The 16,716-nt window shown below is 70.9% G+C and carries 17 protein-coding genes; 11 read left to right on the plus strand and 6 right to left on the minus strand.

Annotation, left to right across the window (positions count from 1 at the left end; all coding sequences use genetic code 11):
- On the minus strand, positions 1-1,142 hold a 1,142-nt coding region (locus ADY59_RS03970), incomplete at its 3' end, for a sigma factor (RefSeq protein WP_049557722.1).
- A 121-nt stretch (positions 1,143-1,263) separates the two neighbouring features.
- On the opposite strand from ADY59_RS03970, the gene pyrE reads away from it, so the two are divergent.
- A complete protein-coding gene (pyrE, locus tag ADY59_RS03975) occupies positions 1,264-1,797 on the plus strand; it encodes an orotate phosphoribosyltransferase (protein WP_049557724.1) in 534 nt (177 codons plus the stop codon).
- 1 nt (position 1,798) lies between these two features.
- Here the strand turns inward: pyrE and ADY59_RS03980 are convergent, their stop codons facing one another.
- Positions 1,799-2,221 (minus strand): hypothetical protein, encoded by a 423-nt coding sequence (locus tag ADY59_RS03980; protein WP_156325280.1) that lies wholly within the window; start codon positions 2,219-2,221, stop codon positions 1,799-1,801.
- 135 nt (positions 2,222-2,356) lie between these two features.
- On the opposite strand from ADY59_RS03980, the gene fbaA reads away from it, so the two are divergent.
- The 3 genes from fbaA (at position 2,357) to ADY59_RS03995 (ending at position 5,206) form a co-directional block, all read left to right on the plus strand.
- A complete protein-coding gene (fbaA, locus tag ADY59_RS03985; protein ID WP_049557727.1) occupies positions 2,357-3,379 on the plus strand; it encodes a class II fructose-bisphosphate aldolase in 1,023 nt (340 codons plus the stop codon).
- A 34-nt stretch (positions 3,380-3,413) separates the two neighbouring features.
- The gene (locus ADY59_RS03990; RefSeq protein WP_156325281.1) at positions 3,414-3,824 is read left to right on the plus strand and encodes a DUF3151 domain-containing protein; all 411 of its coding nucleotides are present in this window, start codon (positions 3,414-3,416) and stop codon (positions 3,822-3,824) included.
- Positions 3,825-3,922: 98 nt separating this feature from the next.
- Positions 3,923-5,206: an adenylosuccinate synthase gene (locus ADY59_RS03995; RefSeq protein ID WP_049557733.1), complete on the plus strand. Its 1,284-nt coding sequence runs from the start codon at positions 3,923-3,925 to the stop codon at positions 5,204-5,206.
- Here the strand turns inward: ADY59_RS03995 and ADY59_RS04000 are convergent.
- A complete protein-coding gene (locus ADY59_RS04000; RefSeq protein ID WP_049557735.1) occupies positions 5,187-5,849 on the minus strand; it encodes a GNAT family N-acetyltransferase in 663 nt (220 codons plus the stop codon). The genes ADY59_RS03995 and ADY59_RS04000 overlap by 20 nt on opposite strands.
- An 86-nt stretch (positions 5,850-5,935) precedes the next feature.
- On the opposite strand from ADY59_RS04000, the gene ADY59_RS04005 reads away from it, so the two are divergent.
- Together ADY59_RS04005 and ADY59_RS04010 are read left to right on the plus strand one after the other, a co-directional pair.
- Positions 5,936-6,355 carry a GNAT family N-acetyltransferase gene (locus ADY59_RS04005; protein WP_049557737.1) on the plus strand — a complete coding sequence of 140 codons (420 nt, stop codon included), beginning with the start codon at positions 5,936-5,938 and terminating at the stop codon, positions 6,353-6,355.
- Between the two features lie 64 nt (positions 6,356-6,419).
- The gene (locus tag ADY59_RS04010; protein WP_049557740.1) at positions 6,420-7,325 is read left to right on the plus strand and encodes a glycerophosphodiester phosphodiesterase family protein; all 906 of its coding nucleotides are present in this window, start codon (positions 6,420-6,422) and stop codon (positions 7,323-7,325) included.
- Here ADY59_RS04010 and corA read toward each other — a convergent pair whose 3' ends face one another.
- Positions 7,326-8,396, minus strand: a complete 1,071-nt coding sequence (gene corA / locus ADY59_RS04015) for a magnesium/cobalt transporter CorA (RefSeq protein ID WP_231618535.1) — start codon at positions 8,394-8,396, stop codon at positions 7,326-7,328. It lies immediately after the preceding gene.
- 388 nt (positions 8,397-8,784) lie between these two features.
- Here corA and purD point away from each other — a divergent pair, with 388 nt between their 5' ends.
- The 4 genes from purD to ADY59_RS04035 all read left to right on the plus strand — a co-directional run bounded on the left by purD (position 8,785) and on the right by ADY59_RS04035 (position 13,669).
- Positions 8,785-10,002: a phosphoribosylamine--glycine ligase gene (gene purD, locus ADY59_RS04020; protein WP_049557747.1), complete on the plus strand. Its 1,218-nt coding sequence runs from the start codon at positions 8,785-8,787 to the stop codon at positions 10,000-10,002.
- Positions 9,999-10,835, plus strand: a complete 837-nt coding sequence (locus ADY59_RS04025; protein ID WP_049557748.1) for a phosphoribosylaminoimidazolesuccinocarboxamide synthase — start codon at positions 9,999-10,001, stop codon at positions 10,833-10,835. The genes purD and ADY59_RS04025 overlap by 4 nt, the downstream gene beginning before the upstream one ends.
- A 77-nt stretch (positions 10,836-10,912) precedes the next feature.
- Positions 10,913-12,178 (plus strand): UDP-N-acetylglucosamine 1-carboxyvinyltransferase, encoded by a 1,266-nt coding sequence (murA, locus tag ADY59_RS04030; RefSeq protein ID WP_049557752.1) that lies wholly within the window; start codon positions 10,913-10,915, stop codon positions 12,176-12,178.
- 201 nt (positions 12,179-12,379) lie between these two features.
- Positions 12,380-13,669, plus strand: a complete 1,290-nt coding sequence (locus tag ADY59_RS04035) for a GTP cyclohydrolase IIa (protein ID WP_082309839.1) — start codon at positions 12,380-12,382, stop codon at positions 13,667-13,669.
- A 163-nt stretch (positions 13,670-13,832) separates the two neighbouring features.
- Here the strand turns inward: ADY59_RS04035 and ADY59_RS04040 are convergent, their stop codons facing one another.
- A complete protein-coding gene (locus ADY59_RS04040) occupies positions 13,833-14,270 on the minus strand; it encodes a rhodanese-like domain-containing protein (RefSeq protein WP_049557754.1) in 438 nt (145 codons plus the stop codon).
- A gap of 161 nt (positions 14,271-14,431) precedes the next feature.
- Here ADY59_RS04040 and ADY59_RS48320 point away from each other — a divergent pair, with 161 nt between their 5' ends.
- Positions 14,432-15,448 carry an EamA family transporter gene (locus tag ADY59_RS48320; RefSeq protein WP_082309840.1) on the plus strand — a complete coding sequence of 339 codons (1,017 nt, stop codon included), beginning with the start codon at positions 14,432-14,434 and terminating at the stop codon, positions 15,446-15,448.
- On the opposite strand, the gene ADY59_RS04045 is transcribed toward ADY59_RS48320, so the two are convergent.
- A complete protein-coding gene (locus tag ADY59_RS04045) occupies positions 15,329-16,630 on the minus strand; it encodes an aspartate aminotransferase family protein (protein ID WP_063780554.1) in 1,302 nt (433 codons plus the stop codon). The two genes, ADY59_RS48320 and ADY59_RS04045, sit on opposite strands and share 120 nt — an antisense overlap.
- Positions 16,631-16,716 lie beyond the last annotated feature (86 nt).

Here is a 16,716-nt window from a genome sequence, read left to right on the forward strand (position 1 = left end):
GGGGTGACACCCGGGGGGAGGTCGATGGCGGCGTAGACCGGGGCGGTGCCCTTCTTGCCGGTGTTGCGCAGGCGCATGGCGACGATGCCGGGACGGGCGCGTACGAGGGCGCCCATGGCGCTGATCGTGGCCGTGAGACGCGGCGCGGCGGGGGTCTTGCCGGGCGGGCCGGCCGGTTCGCGGGCGGGGACGCGGGAGGGCGGGACGGGGCGCGGACGCGGCGGGGCGGTGTGCGACGGCTCCATGGGCAGAGGCTGGGAGACCGGGGCGGCCTCGGGCTTCTCGGCGGAGACGAGGGCGAAGGCGGCGGCGACGGCCATGACCGTGAGGGCGCCGGTGGCCACCACGACGTGCTGGCGGCCGGGCAGGCCGCGGACCCAGGCGAGGGTGCGGCGGAGGCGGAGCCTGATGGGTGAGGACATGGCGGCGACGTAGCCGGCGGCGGCCGGCCCGAGCAGGAGGGGCGCGACGACGGTGCGCAGGGCCCGGCGCACGTCGGTCAGCTCGGCCAGGACGGCACGGCAGGCGTCGCAGTCGTGCACGTGGTCGTCGATCGGCTTGCACTCGCGCCTGGTCAGCCCGCCTTTGACGTACGCGCTGAGTCTGCCGAGCGTCGGCCGGCACTCCAGGGGCGGCGAGGCGGTCAGGCGGGTCTGCAGGTATGCCTGGCGCAGGCCCTCACGGGCGCGGTAGGCGAGCGCGGCCGCGCCGTTGGCCGACAGGCCGAGCAGCGGCGCCACCTCGGCGGGCCGGGCGCCTTCCACCTCGATGTGCCACAGCGCGGCCCGCCAGCGCTCGGGCAGCGACAGGTAGGCCAGGGCGATGAGGGCCCGCTCGGGCTCGCCGGCCGGCGGCTCCGGCTCGGCGGACAGGCGCATGCGATGGTCGACGGTGCGCCGGACGACGGTCAGGAGGTGGGTGCGGAAGGCCGCTTCGGGGCCGTCGCCGCGGCCCACCACGTCGAGGACCCGGGTGAACGCCTCGGCGACCACGTCCTCGGCTTCCTCCTCCGGCACCAGCCGGCGGGCCAGGACGCGGGCGGCGGCGACGTGCCGCTCGTAGAGCCGTCCGTAGGCAGTGGCGTCGCCCGATCGGACGGCTTGGAGTAGATCTGCGTCGCTCTGGGATATTTCCGCACTCATAGTGACCTCACGGTTACGAACCGTTGCCCCGGGAGTCATTCCGCACCCACCCCCATGGCTAAACCGAACACCGGCCTTTGCCTGCGTCCGGCCTCTGGAGTGCTGGTCCTAAGCTGGGGGCATGAGTGACCGCGACAGCCTGCTGGCCGAGATCAAGAAGAAGGCCGTCGTGCACGGCCGGGTGGTGCTCTCATCCGGGCAGGAGGCCGACTTCTACCTCGACCTTCGCCGGATCACGCTCGACGGGGTCGCCGCGCCGCTGGTCGGCAGGGTGATGCTGGAGCTGACCGCCGATCTGGAGTTCGACGCCGTGGGCGGGCTGACGCTGGGCGCCGACCCGGTGGCGGCCGCCATGCTGCACGCCGCGGCGGCCCAGGGGCGTTCGCTCGACGCGTTCGTGGTGCGCAAGGCGCAGAAGGCGCACGGCATGCAGCGCAGGATCGAGGGCCCCGAGGTCAAGGGCCGCCGGGTGCTGGCCGTGGAAGACACCTCGACGACGGGCGCGTCGCCGCTGACGGCAGTGGAGGCGCTGCGGGAGGCGGGCGCCGAGGTGGTGGCGGTGGCCACGATCGTCGACCGGGGCGCCGGGGCGCGGATGGCCGAGGAGGGCCTCGACTACCGCACCGCCTTCACCCTGGCCGACCTGGGGTTGTGAGTCACTCGCGGGGGCCGATGACGGTGAACGCCTCGCTCTCGCCCGCGTCGCCCTGAGGGCGGGAGCTGCCGTTCTCGGTGACGCGGACGGTGCCGGCGTCGGTCAGCACCACGTCGAGCTCCGGCTCGTAGAAGCTGACCTCCTCGCCGCGGCTCATGTCGCGGTGCTGCAGCACGTCTCCGCCGGGCACCCGGACGGTGATCATCGGGCAGGTGTCGGCGACGCACTCGATCCGCACGGTCGGCACCTGGCCGCTGCTCGACGGCGCGCCGGAGGTGTGCGCGCGCCCGGGCGGCGCCTCGGTGTCGAGCGAGCTGAACAGCGCCCGCGCGCCGATGACCAGCAGTGTCACCACGGCGATGACCGCCAGCACGGCGAGTGCCATGCGGGCGAGGCCCATCGGATCCGACCTGTGGCGTCCCACAGTGGGGAGAGTACCTGGTGGTAACGCCGCGTTCCGGATGTCGCCGAAGATCGCGCGGGCGTTGTCTCTACCACGGCGGGTAACAGACCGGGATACTGGGCTGCGCGAAGCCGTTACTTCTCAGGGAGATGACTCATGCCTATCGCGACTCCAGAGGTCTACGCCGAGATGCTCGACCGTGCCAAGGCCGGCGGGTTCGCCTACCCGGCGATCAACGTGACCTCGTCCCAGACCCTGAACGCGGCGCTGCGCGGCTTCGCGGAGGCGGAGAGCGACGGCATCGTCCAGGTGTCCACCGGTGGCGCCGAGTTCCTGTCCGGCGCGACGGTCAAGGACATGGTGACGGGCGCGACCGCGCTGGCCGAGTACGCCAGGGTGGTGGCGGCCAAGTATCCGGTCACGGTGGCGCTGCACACCGACCACTGCCCCAAGGACAAGCTCGACGGCTTCATGCGGCCGTTGATCGACATCTCGCTGGAGCGGGTGGCCAAGGGCCTCGACCCGCTGTTCCAGTCGCACATGTGGGACGGCTCGGCCGTGCCCCTGGAGGAGAACCTGGAGATCGCCAAGGAGCTCATCGACAAGTGCGCCCGCGCCCGGATCATCATGGAGATGGAGATCGGCGTCGTCGGCGGCGAGGAGGACGGCGTCGTCGGTGAGATCAACGAGAAGCTCTACACCACCCCCGGTGACGCGCTGGCCACGGCCGAGGCCGTCGGGCTCGGCGAGCAGGGCCGCTACATGCTGGCGGCCACGTTCGGCAACGTGCACGGCGTCTACAAGCCGGGCCACGTCAAGCTGCGCCCGAGCGTGCTGAAGGAGATCCAGGACGCGGTCGGCGCCAAGTACGGCCAGGACAAGCCGTTCGACCTGGTCTTCCACGGCGGCTCCGGCTCGCTGCTCGAGGAGATCCACGAGGCGATCTCGTACGGCGTCGTCAAGATGAACGTCGACACCGACACGCAGTACGCCTTCACCCGGCCGGTGGCCGACCACATGTTCCGCAACTACGACGGCGTGCTCAAGGTCGACGGCGACGTGGGCAACAAGAAGGCGTACGACCCGCGCTCCTACGGCAAGGCGGCCGAGGCCGGGATGGCGGCCCGGATCGTGGAGGCGTGCGAGCACCTCAAGTCGAGTGGGACGAAGATCTCCTAGCCACGTACGCGGCCCGGCGGGTATGACTTGTCCTATGGATAACCTTCTCGCCGGGCCGCCCCCGACTCACCTGCCGGACCTGCCCGAGGCCCGGGAGGCCCTCGAATCCGGCGCCAAGGCCGCGGACGTGGCCGCCCGTTTCCCCGCCTATCCGGCGGCCTGGGCCGCGCTCGCGGAGGAATACTTCGCGCAAGGTCACGCCGTCACCTCCTACGCGTTCGCCCGCACCGGCTACCACCGGGGCCTCGACCAGCTGCGCCGCAGCGGGTGGAAGGGGCACGGGCCGATCCCGTGGGAGCACGAGCCGAACCGGGGATTCCTGCGCTGCCTCTATTCGCTGGCGCGGGCCGCGCAGTCGATCGGTGAGAAGGACGAGGCCGAGCGCTGCTCGCAGTTCCTCAAGGACAGCACCGAATCCGGTTACGACGCGCTGACCAAGGGCTAGCCCTTGGGACGAATGGGCACGTTCGGGTAGTCTCTCTACGCAAGAGCCCCTGTCGCGCTTGCGCCAGGGGTTTCGTTTTGTGCTCGGGAGACTGAACAATGCCGGCTGCCGTTCTCGTGGGTGCCCAGTGGGGCGATGAGGGCAAGGGCAAGGCCACCGATCTGCTCGGTGGCGACGTCGACTACGTCGTCCGTTACCAGGGTGGCAACAACGCGGGTCACACCGTGGTCATCGGTGACCAGAAATACGCGCTTCATCTGCTGCCTACGGGCATCCTGTCGCCGGAGGTGGTCCCGGTGATCGGCAACGGCGTCGTGATCGACCCCGGCGTGCTGCTGGGCGAGATCGACGGCCTTGCCGAGCGGGGGATCTCCGCCGAGCGGCTGCTCATCTCCGCCAACGCGCACCTGATCATGCCGCACCACAAGGCGCTGGACAAGGTCACGGAGCGCTACCTCGGCAAGGCCAAGATCGGCACCACCGGCCGGGGCATCGGCCCGGCCTACGGTGACAAGATCTACCGCGTGGGCATCCGGGTCCAGGACCTGCTCGACCCGGGCATCCTGGCCAAGAAGATCGAGGTCGCGCTGGGCGAGAAGAACCAGGTGCTGACCAAGCTCTACAACCGGCGCGGCCTGGAGGCGGAAGCCGTCCTGGAGGAGTACCTCGGCTACGCCGAGCGGCTCAAGCCGCACATCGCCGACACCTCGCTGGTGCTGAACAAGGCGCTGGACGAGGGCAAGTTCGTGCTGCTGGAGGGCGGGCAGGGCACGCTGCTCGACATCGACCACGGCACCTACCCGTTCGTCACGTCGTCCTCGCCCACCTCGGGCGGCGCCTGCGCCGGCTCCGGCATCCCGCCGACCCGCCTGACGCGGGTGATCGGCATCCTCAAGGCGTACACGACCCGCGTCGGCTCCGGCCCGTTCCCCACGGAGCTGGAGGACGAGATGGGTGAGTGGCTGCGCCAGACCGGCGGCGAGTACGGCGTCACGACCGGCCGCAACCGCCGCTGCGGCTGGTTCGACGCGGTCATCGCCCGGTACGCGACCCGCATCAACGGCGTCACGGACTTCTTCCTCACCAAGCTCGACGTGCTGTCGGGCCTGGAGCGCATCCCGGTGTGCGTGGCGTACGAGGTCGACGGCACGCGGCACGACGAGATCCCGATGACGCAGACGGACTTCCACCACGCCAAGCCGATCTACGAGGAGTTCCCCGGCTGGCAGGAGGACATCACGGGCGCCAAGACGTTCGAGGACCTGCCGCCCAACGCCCAGGCGTACGTGCGCACGCTGGAGGAGATGAGCGGCGCCCCGATCTCGGCGATCGGCGTCGGCCCGGGCCGCGACCAGACGCTGGTCATCCGCTCGCTGATCTGAGCACGGCCGCCGTCATCGGCGAGTGCAGCCGCCAGCCGAGGCTCTCGTAGAGCGCCCGGCCCTCGGGGGTCGCCACCAGCACGCCGCCGGTGGCGCCCACCTCGTGGGCGGCGGCGGTCAGCGTGCGCATGACGACGCTGCCGAGGCCGCGCCGCCGGTGGCCGGAGGCGGTCTCGACCCGGTCGACCACGGCCATGGTGCCGGTGACGGCGAGCTGGCCCCTGGCGGCCATCTCGCCCGCCGCCGTGAGGAGGCGGGCGACGGTGACGCCGGCGCGGGTCGTGACGGCCGCCGTGTAGCCGGGCGGCACGACGGCCACAGCGGGCTCGGCGGGCAGGCGGGCGGTCATCATGTACTCGGGCGGGTCGATGGCCCAGCCCGAGGGCAGCCAGGGCGCGATCAGCTCGGCCGGGGCGCAGAGCTTCAGCCAGGTGCCGGGGGCGGTGATCGTGCCGGTCAGATGCCTGATGAGGGCCGGCGTCGGGGCGGGCACGATGTGGCGCGCCAGGTGGCCGGGCAGGCCCACGTCCACGCGGTATCCCCAGGGTTCGGTCACCGGAGGCGGCGTGTCGCGGGAGATGACCCAGCCGTCCACCCACGCCCTGACCGTGTCTATTTGGGTAGTTTTGATAGCCCCCGTCATGGTTGTACAGCTTATTGCAGGACTGTTGCATTTATCGCGTTAAATTCGGGTGCGATCTCCGGGGTGAGCTGCCTACTCTCGCCCTTATGGACATCCGTCGCGTCACCCGCTTCGAGGCCGTCGAAGCGGCCGGCCGCCTCTTCGACGCGACTCCCGAGCGGGAGGCCACCGAGAGGTTCCTGGCGGACGAGAGGCACCACCTGCTCGTCGCCTACGTGGACGACGTCCCGGCGGGGATGGTCACCGGCGTCGAGATGACCCACCCCGACAAGGGCACCGAGATGTTCCTGTACGAGCTGGGCGTGGACGAGGAGTTCCGCGGCCGGGGCATCGGCAGGGCGCTGGTGCTGGCGCTCGGCCGGCTGGCGCGCGAGCGGGGCTGCTACGGGCTGTGGACGGCCACCGCCGAGGACAACAAGCCCGCGCAGGCCACGTACGAAGGGGCGGGCGGTTCGCCGGAATGGGACCAGGTCGTCTACTCCTGGACCTACGGACAAAGCCCGTAACCGTACAAAATGGGCACGGCGTGGCGGCGCGTGATGGCCCGCCGGGCCAGGTAGGGTCCCCGGTGTGCGCGTTGAGATACATGGTCATCGGGGTGCGAGAGGTCTCTGGCCCGAAAACACCCTGCCCGGCATGAGCCGCACGATGGAGCTCGGCGTGCACGCGCTGGAGCTCGACGTCGCGCTCACCGCCGACCGGCGCCTCGTGCTGACGCACGACCTCACGGTCTCGGCCGTGACCAGCGCCGACACGCGGCCCGTCACGCCCGGCGACCCCGCCTTCCCGTACGTCGGCAAGCCCATCAACTCGCTGACGCTCGCGCAGCTGCGCACGCTCGACGTGGGGGTGCGGCTGCCGCGCCACCCCGACGACCCGTTCGCGCTGACCCAGGTCGCGATGCCGGAGACCCGGATGCCCACCCTCGGCGCGGTGCTCGGGCTGGTCAACGCCTACGCGGCGGAGAGCGTACGGGTGCACGTCGAGCTCAAGTCGGACCCGACCAGGCCCGCGCTGACGCCCGACCCCGAGCTCTACACCGAGATGGTGGTCGACGAGCTCGACCGGCACAACAGGCTGCGCAACGCGGCGATCCTCAGCTTCGACTGGCGCATCATCGGCTACGCGGCCAAGCTCGCGCCCGACACGCGCCGCTTCGCGCTCGTCGAGCTCGACACCCTCGGCTGGAACGGCCCGCTCGGCGACGACATCCCCGCCGCCGCCCGCGACGCCGGGGCGACCACGCTCTCGCCCGAACACGCGATGGTCGACGAGAAGCTGATGGCGCAGGCCTCCCGGGCCGGGCTGGAGGTGGCCGTCTGGACCGTCAACGAGCCCGCGCTCGCCGCCCGCATGCTCGACCTCGGCGCGGCCGGGATCGTCACCGACTATCCCGACCGGATGCGCGCGCTGTGGGAGGAGCGGGGCCACGAGCTGCCCGACCCCGTCGAGCCGCTCAAGCCCGTCGGCGTCTGATCAGAGCCAGCCGTTGCGGCGGAAGCCCCGGTGCAGCAGCACACACGCGCTGATCATGACCGCCAGCACCGCCGGATAGCCCCAGACCTGCTTGGTCTCGGGCATGAAGTCGAAGTTCATGCCGTAGATGCCCGCGATCATCGTGGGCACGGCCAGGATGGCGACCCAGGACGAGATCTTGCGCATGTCCTCGTTGGCGAGCGCGTTCGACCGGGCCAGCGCCGCCTGGAGGATCGAGCTGCACAGCTCGTTGGACGAGTCGACCTGCTCGCACACGCGTGACAGGTGGTCGCCGACGTCACGGAAATACTCCCGCATCTCCGACGGGATCACCCGGCGCTGCGGCAGCGCGGCCAGCGGCGCCTGGAGCGGCGTGACCGCCCGCTTGAGCTCCAGCATCTCGCGCTTGAGCTGGTAGATCCGGTTGATGTCGCGGGAGCTCACGTCCGCGAACACCGTCGCCTCGACCTCCTCCAGCTCCAGCTGCATCAGGTCGGCGACCTGGAGGTAGCGGTCGACCACGTGGTCGGAGATCGCGTGCAGCACCCCGGCCGGGCCGCGTTCGAGCAGCTCGGGCACAGTCTCGATGCGCTCGCGCACCTCGGCCAGCGGGCAGTGCTCGCCGTGGCGCACCGTCACCACGAAGTCCACGCCGAGGAACACCATGATCTCGCCCGTGGCGATGATCTCGCTGGTGGCGGTCAGCTCGTCGTGGTCCAGGTAGGCGATGGTCTTGAGGACCATGAACAGGGAGTCGCCGTAACGCTCGACCTTGGGGCGCTGGTGCGCCTTGACCGCGTCCTCCACGGCCAGCGGGTGCAGGCCGAACACCTCGGCCAGCCACTCGACCTCGGGCGCGGCGGGCTCGTGCAGCCCCACCCAGACGAACGCGCGCGGCCCGCCGTCGGCGGTGTCGTTGTGGCCGCGGACCAGCTCGACGGACTCGGCTATGCCCGTGGCCAGGGCCTTCTTGCCGTCGATGTAGGCGGCGTACTCGACGACGGAGTCGACGGGAGGCACGCAGGCGTCACGCACCGGCTGCGAACGCTGGCGCGGGGCGTGCGGCTGCACGGGGTGACGGTTGATGCGACGGAAAAGCGTGGACGAGCGCATGGCAGTCCCTTTCCGCCCGACCTGGCACGCTCCACGCGCGACGAAAAGTCACCTCAATCAACACGCATACGTGGAGGCACGATCAGGCTGCCGGATTGGAGTGGTCGGGGGCATTCAGGAAGTACGTGGGTGAGCACGTACTGCTGGGATCACCAGGATTCATCCCGGACCACCTCCAATCGCGCTGGGACGCCAGAAAGCCGCCCTAACTTACCACAGGAACGCCAGTCAACCGGCTTTTACGCGCCGAGCGGGCGGAGTTTTCCCGCGCGGGGCACGGCGGGGCGTTCGTGGTCAGGGGCGGGGAGGTGGCCTGGCGAGGGTGGTGGGCTGCGAGAATGGGCGGGTGCGCGTTCTAGTCATTGGATCCGGTGGGCGTGAACACGCCCTGTGCCGTTCGCTCAGCCTCGACCCCCAGGTCAGCGAGCTTCATTGTGCCCCCGGCAACCCGGGGATCGGGAAGGTCGCGACGCTGCATCCCGTCGACGCGGTCGATCCCGTGGAAGTGGCGGGGCTGGCCGGGCGGCTGGGCGTCGACCTGGTCGTCGTGGGGCCGGAGGCCCCCCTCGTGGCCGGGGTGGCCGACGCGGTCCGCGAGGCGGGGATCGCCTGCTTCGGGCCGTCCCGGGAGGCGGCGATGATCGAGGGGTCCAAGGCGTTCGCCAAGGAGGTCATGCGCGCCGCCGACGTGCCGACGGCGCGGGCGCGGGTGTGCGTCACCCCGGAGGAGGCGGCCGCGGCGCTGGACGAGTTCGGCACCCCGTACGTGGTGAAGGACGACGGGCTGGCGGCCGGCAAGGGCGTCGTGGTCACCGGCGACCGGGCCGAGGCGCTGGAGCACGCGCGGGCGTGCGGCCGGGTGGTGATCGAGGAGTTCCTCGACGGGCCGGAGGTGTCGCTGTTCGCGCTGTGCGACGGCAGCACGGCCGTGCCGCTCCAGCCGGCGCAGGACTTCAAGCGGGCCTACGACGGCGACGAGGGGCCCAACACGGGCGGGATGGGCGCCTACACGCCGCTGCCCTGGGCGCCCGAGGGGCTCACCGAGCAGGTGATGCGCGAGGTGGTGCACCCGACGATCGGCGAGCTGGGCCGGCGCGGGCTGCCGTTCCAGGGCGTGCTGTTCGTGGGGCTGGCCCTGACGTCGAAGGGGCCGAAGGTGATCGAGTTCAACGCGCGGTTCGGCGACCCGGAGACGCAGGTGCTGCTCGACCGGCTGGAGACGCCGCTGGGCGGGCTGCTGATGGCGTGCGCGACGGGCGAGCTCGGGCTCGATCCGGTGTTCCGCGACGGCTCGGCGGTGACCGTGGTGGTCGCGGCCGAGAACTATCCGGAGTCGCCGGTCAAGGGTGACGTGATCAAGGGTCTGGAGCCGACGCCCGGCGCGTACGTGATCCACGCGGGCACGGCGCGCGGCGACGACGGCGAGATCGTGTCGGCCGGCGGCCGGGTGCTGAGCGTGGTGGGCACCGGCCCCGACCAGGAGAGCGCCCGGCGCAACGCCTACGAACTGGTCTCGCGCATCGAGCTGCGCGGCTCTCACTACCGGACGGACATCGCCCGATGAAGCATCTGCACTCCGGCAAGGTTCGCGATCTCTACCAGACCGAGGAGGGGCTGCTGCTGATGGTCGCCTCCGACCGGATCTCGGCGTTCGATCACGTGCTGGAGCCCGACATCCCCGACAAGGGGGCGATCCTCACGCAACTGTCGCTGTGGTGGTTCGAGCAGTTGCGTGACGTGGTGCCCAACCACGTGGTGGCGCCGGGCGCGGAGTCGCGCGGCGTGCTGGTGCGGCCGCTGGAGATGGTCCAGGTGGAGTGCGTGGCGCGGGGTTATCTGACCGGCGGCGGGCTGGCCGAGTACCGGCAGACCGGCACGGTGTCGGGGGTGGCGCTGCCGGCCGGGCTGCAGGACGGGTCGCGGCTGCCCGAGCCGATCTTCACGCCGTCGACCAAGGCGCCGATGGGGCAGCACGACGAGCCGATCTCCTTCGACCAGGTGGTGGCCGAGGTCGGCGCCGAGACGGCCGAGGAGCTGCGCCGGATCACACTGGCCGTCTACGGGCGCGGCGCGGAGATCGCCCGCGAGCGCGGCATCATCGTCGCTGACACCAAGATCGAGCTCGGCCGGGATTCCGACGGGGTGCTGACGCTGGGGGACGAGGTGCTCACCCCCGACTCCTCGCGCTTCTGGCCGGCCGACGAGTGGCAGCCGGGCCGTTCCCAGCCGTCATTCGACAAGCAATATGTCCGGGATTGGCTTATCTCACCCGAATCCGGATGGGACAAAGACTCCGGAACCCCGCCACCGCGTCTCCCCGACCATGTGGTCGAGCGCACCCGGGCACGCTATCTCGACGCGTACGAACGCCTTACGGGGGCTCCCTTTAGCGGATGATTCGGCCGGGTCATCGGGCGATAGCGGCTACTGTTGGCCGATCGAGCCTCACCGATAATTTCCAAGGAGCCGCACGAATGGTCCGTTACCGCGTGCGCGGTGGCAACGCACTGCGTGGAACCGCCTTCATCCAGGGCGCGAAGAACGCCGTGCTGCCGATGATCGGTGCGGCTCTGCTGGCCGCCAAGGGCCGCACCGTCCTGCGCAACGTGCCGATCATCGAGGACGTACGCCGCGCCGTCGAGCTCGCTGAGTGCGTCGGCGCCTACGTCGAGCTGCACGAGTCCGAGCGCACGCTGGTCATCGACGCCTCCCGGCTGAGCAGGCCGGTGCTGCCCGCCGAGATCGCCCGGCGCTTCCGCGGCTCCGTGCTGTTCACGCCCGCCCTGCTGCACCGGCTGGGCGAGGCCATCGTGGAGGGCGTGGGCGGCTGCAACCTCGGCAGCCGCAACCTCGACTTCCACTACCTGGGCTACAAGCGGCTCGGCGCCGTCGTGGACGAGGGCGAGACCGTCATCCACGTCAAGGCCTCCGGCCTGACCGGCGCCACGCTCTACCTCGACACCCCGTCGCACACCGGCACCGAGAACCTGATCATGGCTGCCGCCCTGGCCAAGGGCACCACCGTGATCGAGAACGCGGCGCTGGAGCCCGAGGTGCTCGACGTCATCGACATGCTCACCAAGATGGGCGCGCGGATCAGCGGCGGCGGCACCGGCTTCATCACCGTCGAGGGCGTGGAGGAGCTGCACGCCGTCGAGCACACGGTGATGCCCGACCGGCTCGACGCCGGCGTGTTCGCGATGGCGGCGGCCATCACGCAGGGCGAGCTGAGCCTCGTCGGCACCGGCCTCGACCTGGGCGTGGTCCGCTACAAGCTGGAGCAGATGGGCGTCGACTTCGCCCGCCAGGGCGCGGTGCTGCACGTGCGCTGCGACCGGCCGCTGCGGCCGATCAACATCATCACCGACACCTACCCGGGCTTCGCCACCGACCTGCAATCGCCGATGATGACGGTGGCCGCGCTGGCCGACGGCACCAGCTACATCCACGAGCGGATCTTCGACGGCCGCTTCGCACTGGCCGGTGAGCTGAACAAGATGGGCGCCAACGTGGAGGTCGACGGCAGCCGGGCGATCGTGCGCGGCGCCACGCCTCTCGTCGGCACCCGAGTAACCGCTCACGATCTGCGCTCCGGTATTGCCCTGGTTCTCGCCGGACTGGCGGCCAAAGGTGAGACCGTCATCGAGTCGGGTTACCTGATCGATCGCGGCCACGCACATCTCGCGGCGCGAATGCGGGCACTCGGCGCGGACATTACACGAGAGATTTCCGAAGACTGAAAAGCGTCAGGAAAACCTCGTTGAGCTGCTAAAACATCTTGACGGGCGGTCAACCAGAACGGCTTTCCGGAAAAGTCGGGCGTGACATTACGGCCCCCGCGAGCGATCGTTCCAAAAGAGAGCACTGCATCGGATCGCAGGATGGGACGAACATTGGTCGAGAGGGCCGAAGAAACACCCCGAGTGTCACGCCCGGGCGCCATGACACCGGACCTCACTATTGGCGTGGTCGGGCCCCATGATCTGGTCGAGCGGGTCATGCTCATGGGGCACGCGGCGGCACCACTGCCGTGCCGTCTCGTGGCGGCCGCCTACCGTGACGAGCAGGAGGCGCCCGACAAGGTGACCCGGCTCGGTCCCGGCGTCGACGCGTGCCTGTTCGCCAGCCCGGTTCCGTACGACCTGGCGAGGCGTTCAGGCGTGCTGACGATGCCCGCCACGTACGTCCAGCTGGGCGGAGCCGCGCTGGTGGCGGCACTGGCCAAGGCCGCGCTGGATCCGCGGGTCGACCCGCAACGGGTGAGCGTGGACGTGGTCAGCCGGGCCGACGTCGAGGAGGCGTACACCGACCTCGGCATCCCGGCGACGGACGTGCACAGCCGCGACGAGCCCGGCGCGACCGGGACGATCGCCGCCTACCACGAACGGCTGTCCCGCCAGGGGGCCACCACCGGGGCGCTGACGTGCCTGCCGGCGGTGGCCGAGCGGCTGCAGGCGGCGGGCGTGCCGGTCATCAAGGTGCGCCCGACGTCGGCGGCGGTGCGCACCGCGCTGCACACGGCCGCGCTGCTGGGCGCGCATCACCGGCTGGAGGAGTCGCAGCTGACCGTGGTGCTGGTCGAGGTGCCGACGCTGCGCGAGCCGGTGCGGCGCGCGGCTCCCCGCTACTGGCGCGACGAGTTGCGCCTGTCGCTGCACCGGCTGCTCGTCCAGGAGGCGAACCGGATCAACGCCACCGTGTGGCCCATCGACGACCACAGCTATCTGGTCACCGCGACCAGAGGCTCGATCGCCGCGGCCACCGACGGGTTCCGGGTGCTGCCGTTCGCCGCCAGGATCCGCGACGAGCTGGGGCTGGCGGTCGAGGTGGGCGTGGGCATGGGCCGGACGACGCACGACGCCGAGTCGCACGCACGGGCCGCGCTGGCACGCACGCAGGCGGGCAAGCAGGCCCAGGGGTTCGCGGTGGACCGGGAGGGGAGGGCGCTCATCCCCGCGCCCCGGATGCCGCCCACCGGAGCCACGGCGCTCAAGCCGAAGGGCGTCGAGGTGCTGGCCCGGCTGGCGGCCAAGCTGGAGGGCGGCGACACGGTGGTGGACGCCGAGGGAGCCGGGAAGATGCTGGGGGTGACGCCGCGCACGGCTCGGCGGCTGCTGCGCACGCTGGTTGACGAGGGACTCGCGTGGCCGCTGCCGCCGAACCGGACGCCGCAGCCGGGGCGTCCGCGCCAGCTCTACCGGCTCATCGTGGAGAAGCTCGGCCCGCGCTGATGCTTGTCCTCCGTATACGGGCCCGCCGTCCTTCCTTCCCCCTCTGACGGCGGCGGGCCTCTTCACTCTGGGTGAGATTCAGGGATTGGGCGCGCCGGAACACGGGTATGAATGGCGACGCCCCCGATCGACGGGATTCGGACGGGGGCACCAAAAACCTCCGTCAGCAGGCGCATGTGAGCGGGTCCACCGGGCGGGCGGCGGGCCCGTCGATCGAGTCGACGGCCAGCCCCTCCCGGGCCCAGTATTCGAAGCCGCCGATCATCTCCTTGACGGCGTGGCCCAGCTTGGCGAATTCCAGCGCGGCCTTGGTGGCGCCGTTGCAGCCGGGGCCCCAGCAGTAGGTCACGACCGTGGCGCCCGCCGGGATCAGCTCGGCGGCGCGGGCCGCGATCTCGGCGGTCGGCAGGTGCACGGCGCCGGGAATGTGGCCCTGGTTCCAGCTCTTCTCGTCGCGCGAGTCGACGACGACCAGTCCGGGGACGCCGGCGGCCAGGTCGGCGGCCACGTCCGAGACGTCGGTCTCGAAGCTCAGGCGGGCGGCGAAGTGGGCGAGCGCGGCCGGGGTTCCGGCGGCGGGCACGGCGGTCACGGCGGACATGTTTCCTCGTTCCTGCGCAGGTCAGCGACGGGATCGATGGTGTCAGCCCGGCACCCGGCGGAGAAGTGGCGTGAATGCCGACAACCGCTAAGATTTCGCCACGTCTCAACGTCTGATACCCGCGAGAAAGCTGTCGGGGACGAGAGCTATTGTCATGAGTCATGACACGTGACACCACTGACCGGCGGTCCTCGCTCCTCGTCTGGGGCGCACTCGCGATCGTCTACGTGGTCTGGGGCTCCACCTATCTCGGCATCGGCATCATGGTCGAGTCGATCCCGCCCATGCTCGGTGGCGCCATGCGTTTCCTCACGGCGGCCGCGATCCTCGCCGGGATCGTGCTGGCGACGTCCGGCACGAAGGCCTTCCGGATGACCCGGCGGGAGTTCGCCGGCGCCTGCGTGGTGGGCGTGCTGCTGCTCACCCTGGGCAACGGCCTGCTGTCCGTGGCGGAGCAGTACATCTCCACCGGGCTCGCCGCGCTGCTCGTGGCGTCGGTGCCGCTGTGGCTCGTCATCTTCAGGTTCGTGGTGCGCGACCGTCCCCGGCCGTTCACGCTGGTGGGCGTGCTGGTCGGGCTCGGCGGGGTGGCGGCGCTCTCGCTGACCGGCGAGGAGGGGGCCGGCACCGTGGGGATCGTGGTGGTGCTGATCGGCTCCCTGCTGTGGGCCGTGGGCTCGTTCCTCTCCGGCCGCATCGCGATGCCCGCCAACACGTTCGCGACCAGCAGCGTCGAGATGCTGGCCGGCGGCGTCGGCCTGGCGGTGCTCGGCACCGGGCTGGGCGAGCGGCTGGACCCGTCGACGATCACCGGCAACTCCTGGCTCGCGCTCGTGTACCTCATCGTGATGGGCTCGCTGGTCGGGTTCACCGCGTTCTCGTGGCTGCTGGGCAACGCGCCCATCTCGCTCGTGTCGACCTACGCGTACGTCAACCCGACGGTCGCCGTCATCCTGGGCGCGCTGGTGCTGTCCGAGCCCATCACCCCGCGCATCGTCGCCGGCGGCGTGATCATCCTGATCGGCGTCGCGCTGGTCATCTCGACCGAGCGCAACCGGTCACAGGTCCCCGAGAGCCTGGGCGAAGGCGTCGACGGTGGCGTCGATATCCGCCTCGGTGTGCTCCGTGGACAGGAACCAAAGGCCGCGCGGCACCATGTTGACTCCTCGCTCGAGTAGCGCCGCCTGCAGCCGCGCCATCCTGGCCCGGTCGGTAGCGGCGAAGTCCCGGTAGTCGCGCACGGCGGGCGCGTCGGTGAAGTACGTCTGGAACACCGGCCCGGGGCCGTCCACGAGCATCGGCACGCCCGCCTTGGCCGCCGCCGACCGCAGACCCTCCATCAGGGCCGCGCCGCGCTCGTACAGGCCGCTGTAGACCTCCGTGCGCCGCTCGTCGAGGATGCGCAGCGTCGCCTCGGCCGCCGCGATGCCGACCGGCTGGGAGTTGAACGTCCCCGCGTGCGCGACCTTGCCCGTCGAGATGTGGTCCATGACGGCCGCCCGGCCGGTCAGCGCGGACACCTGCATGCCCCCGGCCATGGCCTTGCCGAACACCGACAGGTCGGGCGTGATCCCCAGATACTCCTGGGCGCCACCCGGCGCGAGGCGGAAACCGGTGATGATCTCGTCGAAGATCAGCAGGCTGCCGTGCTCGTCGCAGAGCCCGCGCACCGCCTCCAGGTAGCCGGGGTCCGGGGTGATCGCCCCGGTGTTGCACAGGACCGGCTCGGTGATGACTGCGGCGATCTGTCCCGCGTGCCGCTCCATCAGGGCGGTCAGGGTCTCCACGTCGTTCCACGGGCAGATGATCAGGTCTTCCGGGTGGCCGGGCTGCTGGCCCGCCGTGCCCGGTACGGCCACGGGCGCGTCGGCGGGACCGGCCGCGTCCATGGCCGGATGCACGCTGTAGAGGACCGGGTCGAGCCAGCCGTGGTAGTGGCCCTCGAACTTGAGGATCTTGGACCGACCGGTGTAGCCCCGGGCCAGCCTGAGTGCGCCGTGCACCGCCTCCGACCCCACGGTGTTGAACCTGACCCGCTCGGCGGAGGGCACCATCGCGCAGATCCGCTCGGCCACCCGTACCTCGGCGGCGTGCTGCGCCGAGTAGACCATGCCGCGGGCCGCCTGGGCGGCGACCGCCTCCACGATCTCCGGCGGGCAGTGCCCGAGCAGCGCGGGCCCCTGGCCGAGTACGTAGTCGATGTAGACGTTGCCGTCCACGTCCCACAGCCGCGCGCCCCGGGCGCGGTCCACGTAGAGAGGGACACCGGCCACCCGGCGGGCGTCGCTGGAGACGCCCCCGGCCAGGTAGCGCTGTCCGCTGGTGTAGAGGTCGCGGCTGACGTGCAGGGTCCGGGTCATGGAGACCATCAAAGGCCGGGCCGGGGGCCGCGGACAAGAAGGAGCGCAAGTACGGGGGCGCCATCGCAAGGACGGGGCCTTGTGAC

This window comes from Nonomuraea sp. SBT364, assembly GCF_001083785.1.
In the GTDB taxonomy this organism is placed as follows: domain Bacteria; phylum Actinomycetota; class Actinomycetes; order Streptosporangiales; family Streptosporangiaceae; genus Nonomuraea.

Bases quoted from the DNA above. Each gene is read 5' to 3' on its own strand.
- ADY59_RS04000 (WP_049557735.1), bottom strand. From the start codon at position 5,849: ATGACGGGGGCTATCAAAACTACCCAAATAGACACGGTCAGGGCGTGG.
- ADY59_RS03990 (WP_156325281.1), top strand. From the start codon at position 3,414: ATGGATAACCTTCTCGCCGGGCCGCCCCCGACTCACCTGCCGGACCTG.
- murA (WP_049557752.1), top strand. From the start codon at position 10,913: ATGGTCCGTTACCGCGTGCGCGGTGGCAACGCACTGCGTGGAACCGCC.
- pyrE (WP_049557724.1), top strand. From the start codon at position 1,264: ATGAGTGACCGCGACAGCCTGCTGGCCGAGATCAAGAAGAAGGCCGTC.
- fbaA (WP_049557727.1), top strand. From the start codon at position 2,357: ATGCCTATCGCGACTCCAGAGGTCTACGCCGAGATGCTCGACCGTGCC.
- ADY59_RS04045 (WP_063780554.1), bottom strand. From the start codon at position 16,630: ATGACCCGGACCCTGCACGTCAGCCGCGACCTCTACACCAGCGGACAG.
- ADY59_RS03995 (WP_049557733.1), top strand. From the start codon at position 3,923: ATGCCGGCTGCCGTTCTCGTGGGTGCCCAGTGGGGCGATGAGGGCAAG.
- ADY59_RS04040 (WP_049557754.1), bottom strand. From the start codon at position 14,270: ATGTCCGCCGTGACCGCCGTGCCCGCCGCCGGAACCCCGGCCGCGCTC.
- ADY59_RS04005 (WP_049557737.1), top strand. From the start codon at position 5,936: ATGGACATCCGTCGCGTCACCCGCTTCGAGGCCGTCGAAGCGGCCGGC.
- ADY59_RS48320 (WP_082309840.1), top strand. From the start codon at position 14,432: ATGACACGTGACACCACTGACCGGCGGTCCTCGCTCCTCGTCTGGGGC.
- ADY59_RS04035 (WP_082309839.1), top strand. From the start codon at position 12,380: ATGACACCGGACCTCACTATTGGCGTGGTCGGGCCCCATGATCTGGTC.
- ADY59_RS04025 (WP_049557748.1), top strand. From the start codon at position 9,999: ATGAAGCATCTGCACTCCGGCAAGGTTCGCGATCTCTACCAGACCGAG.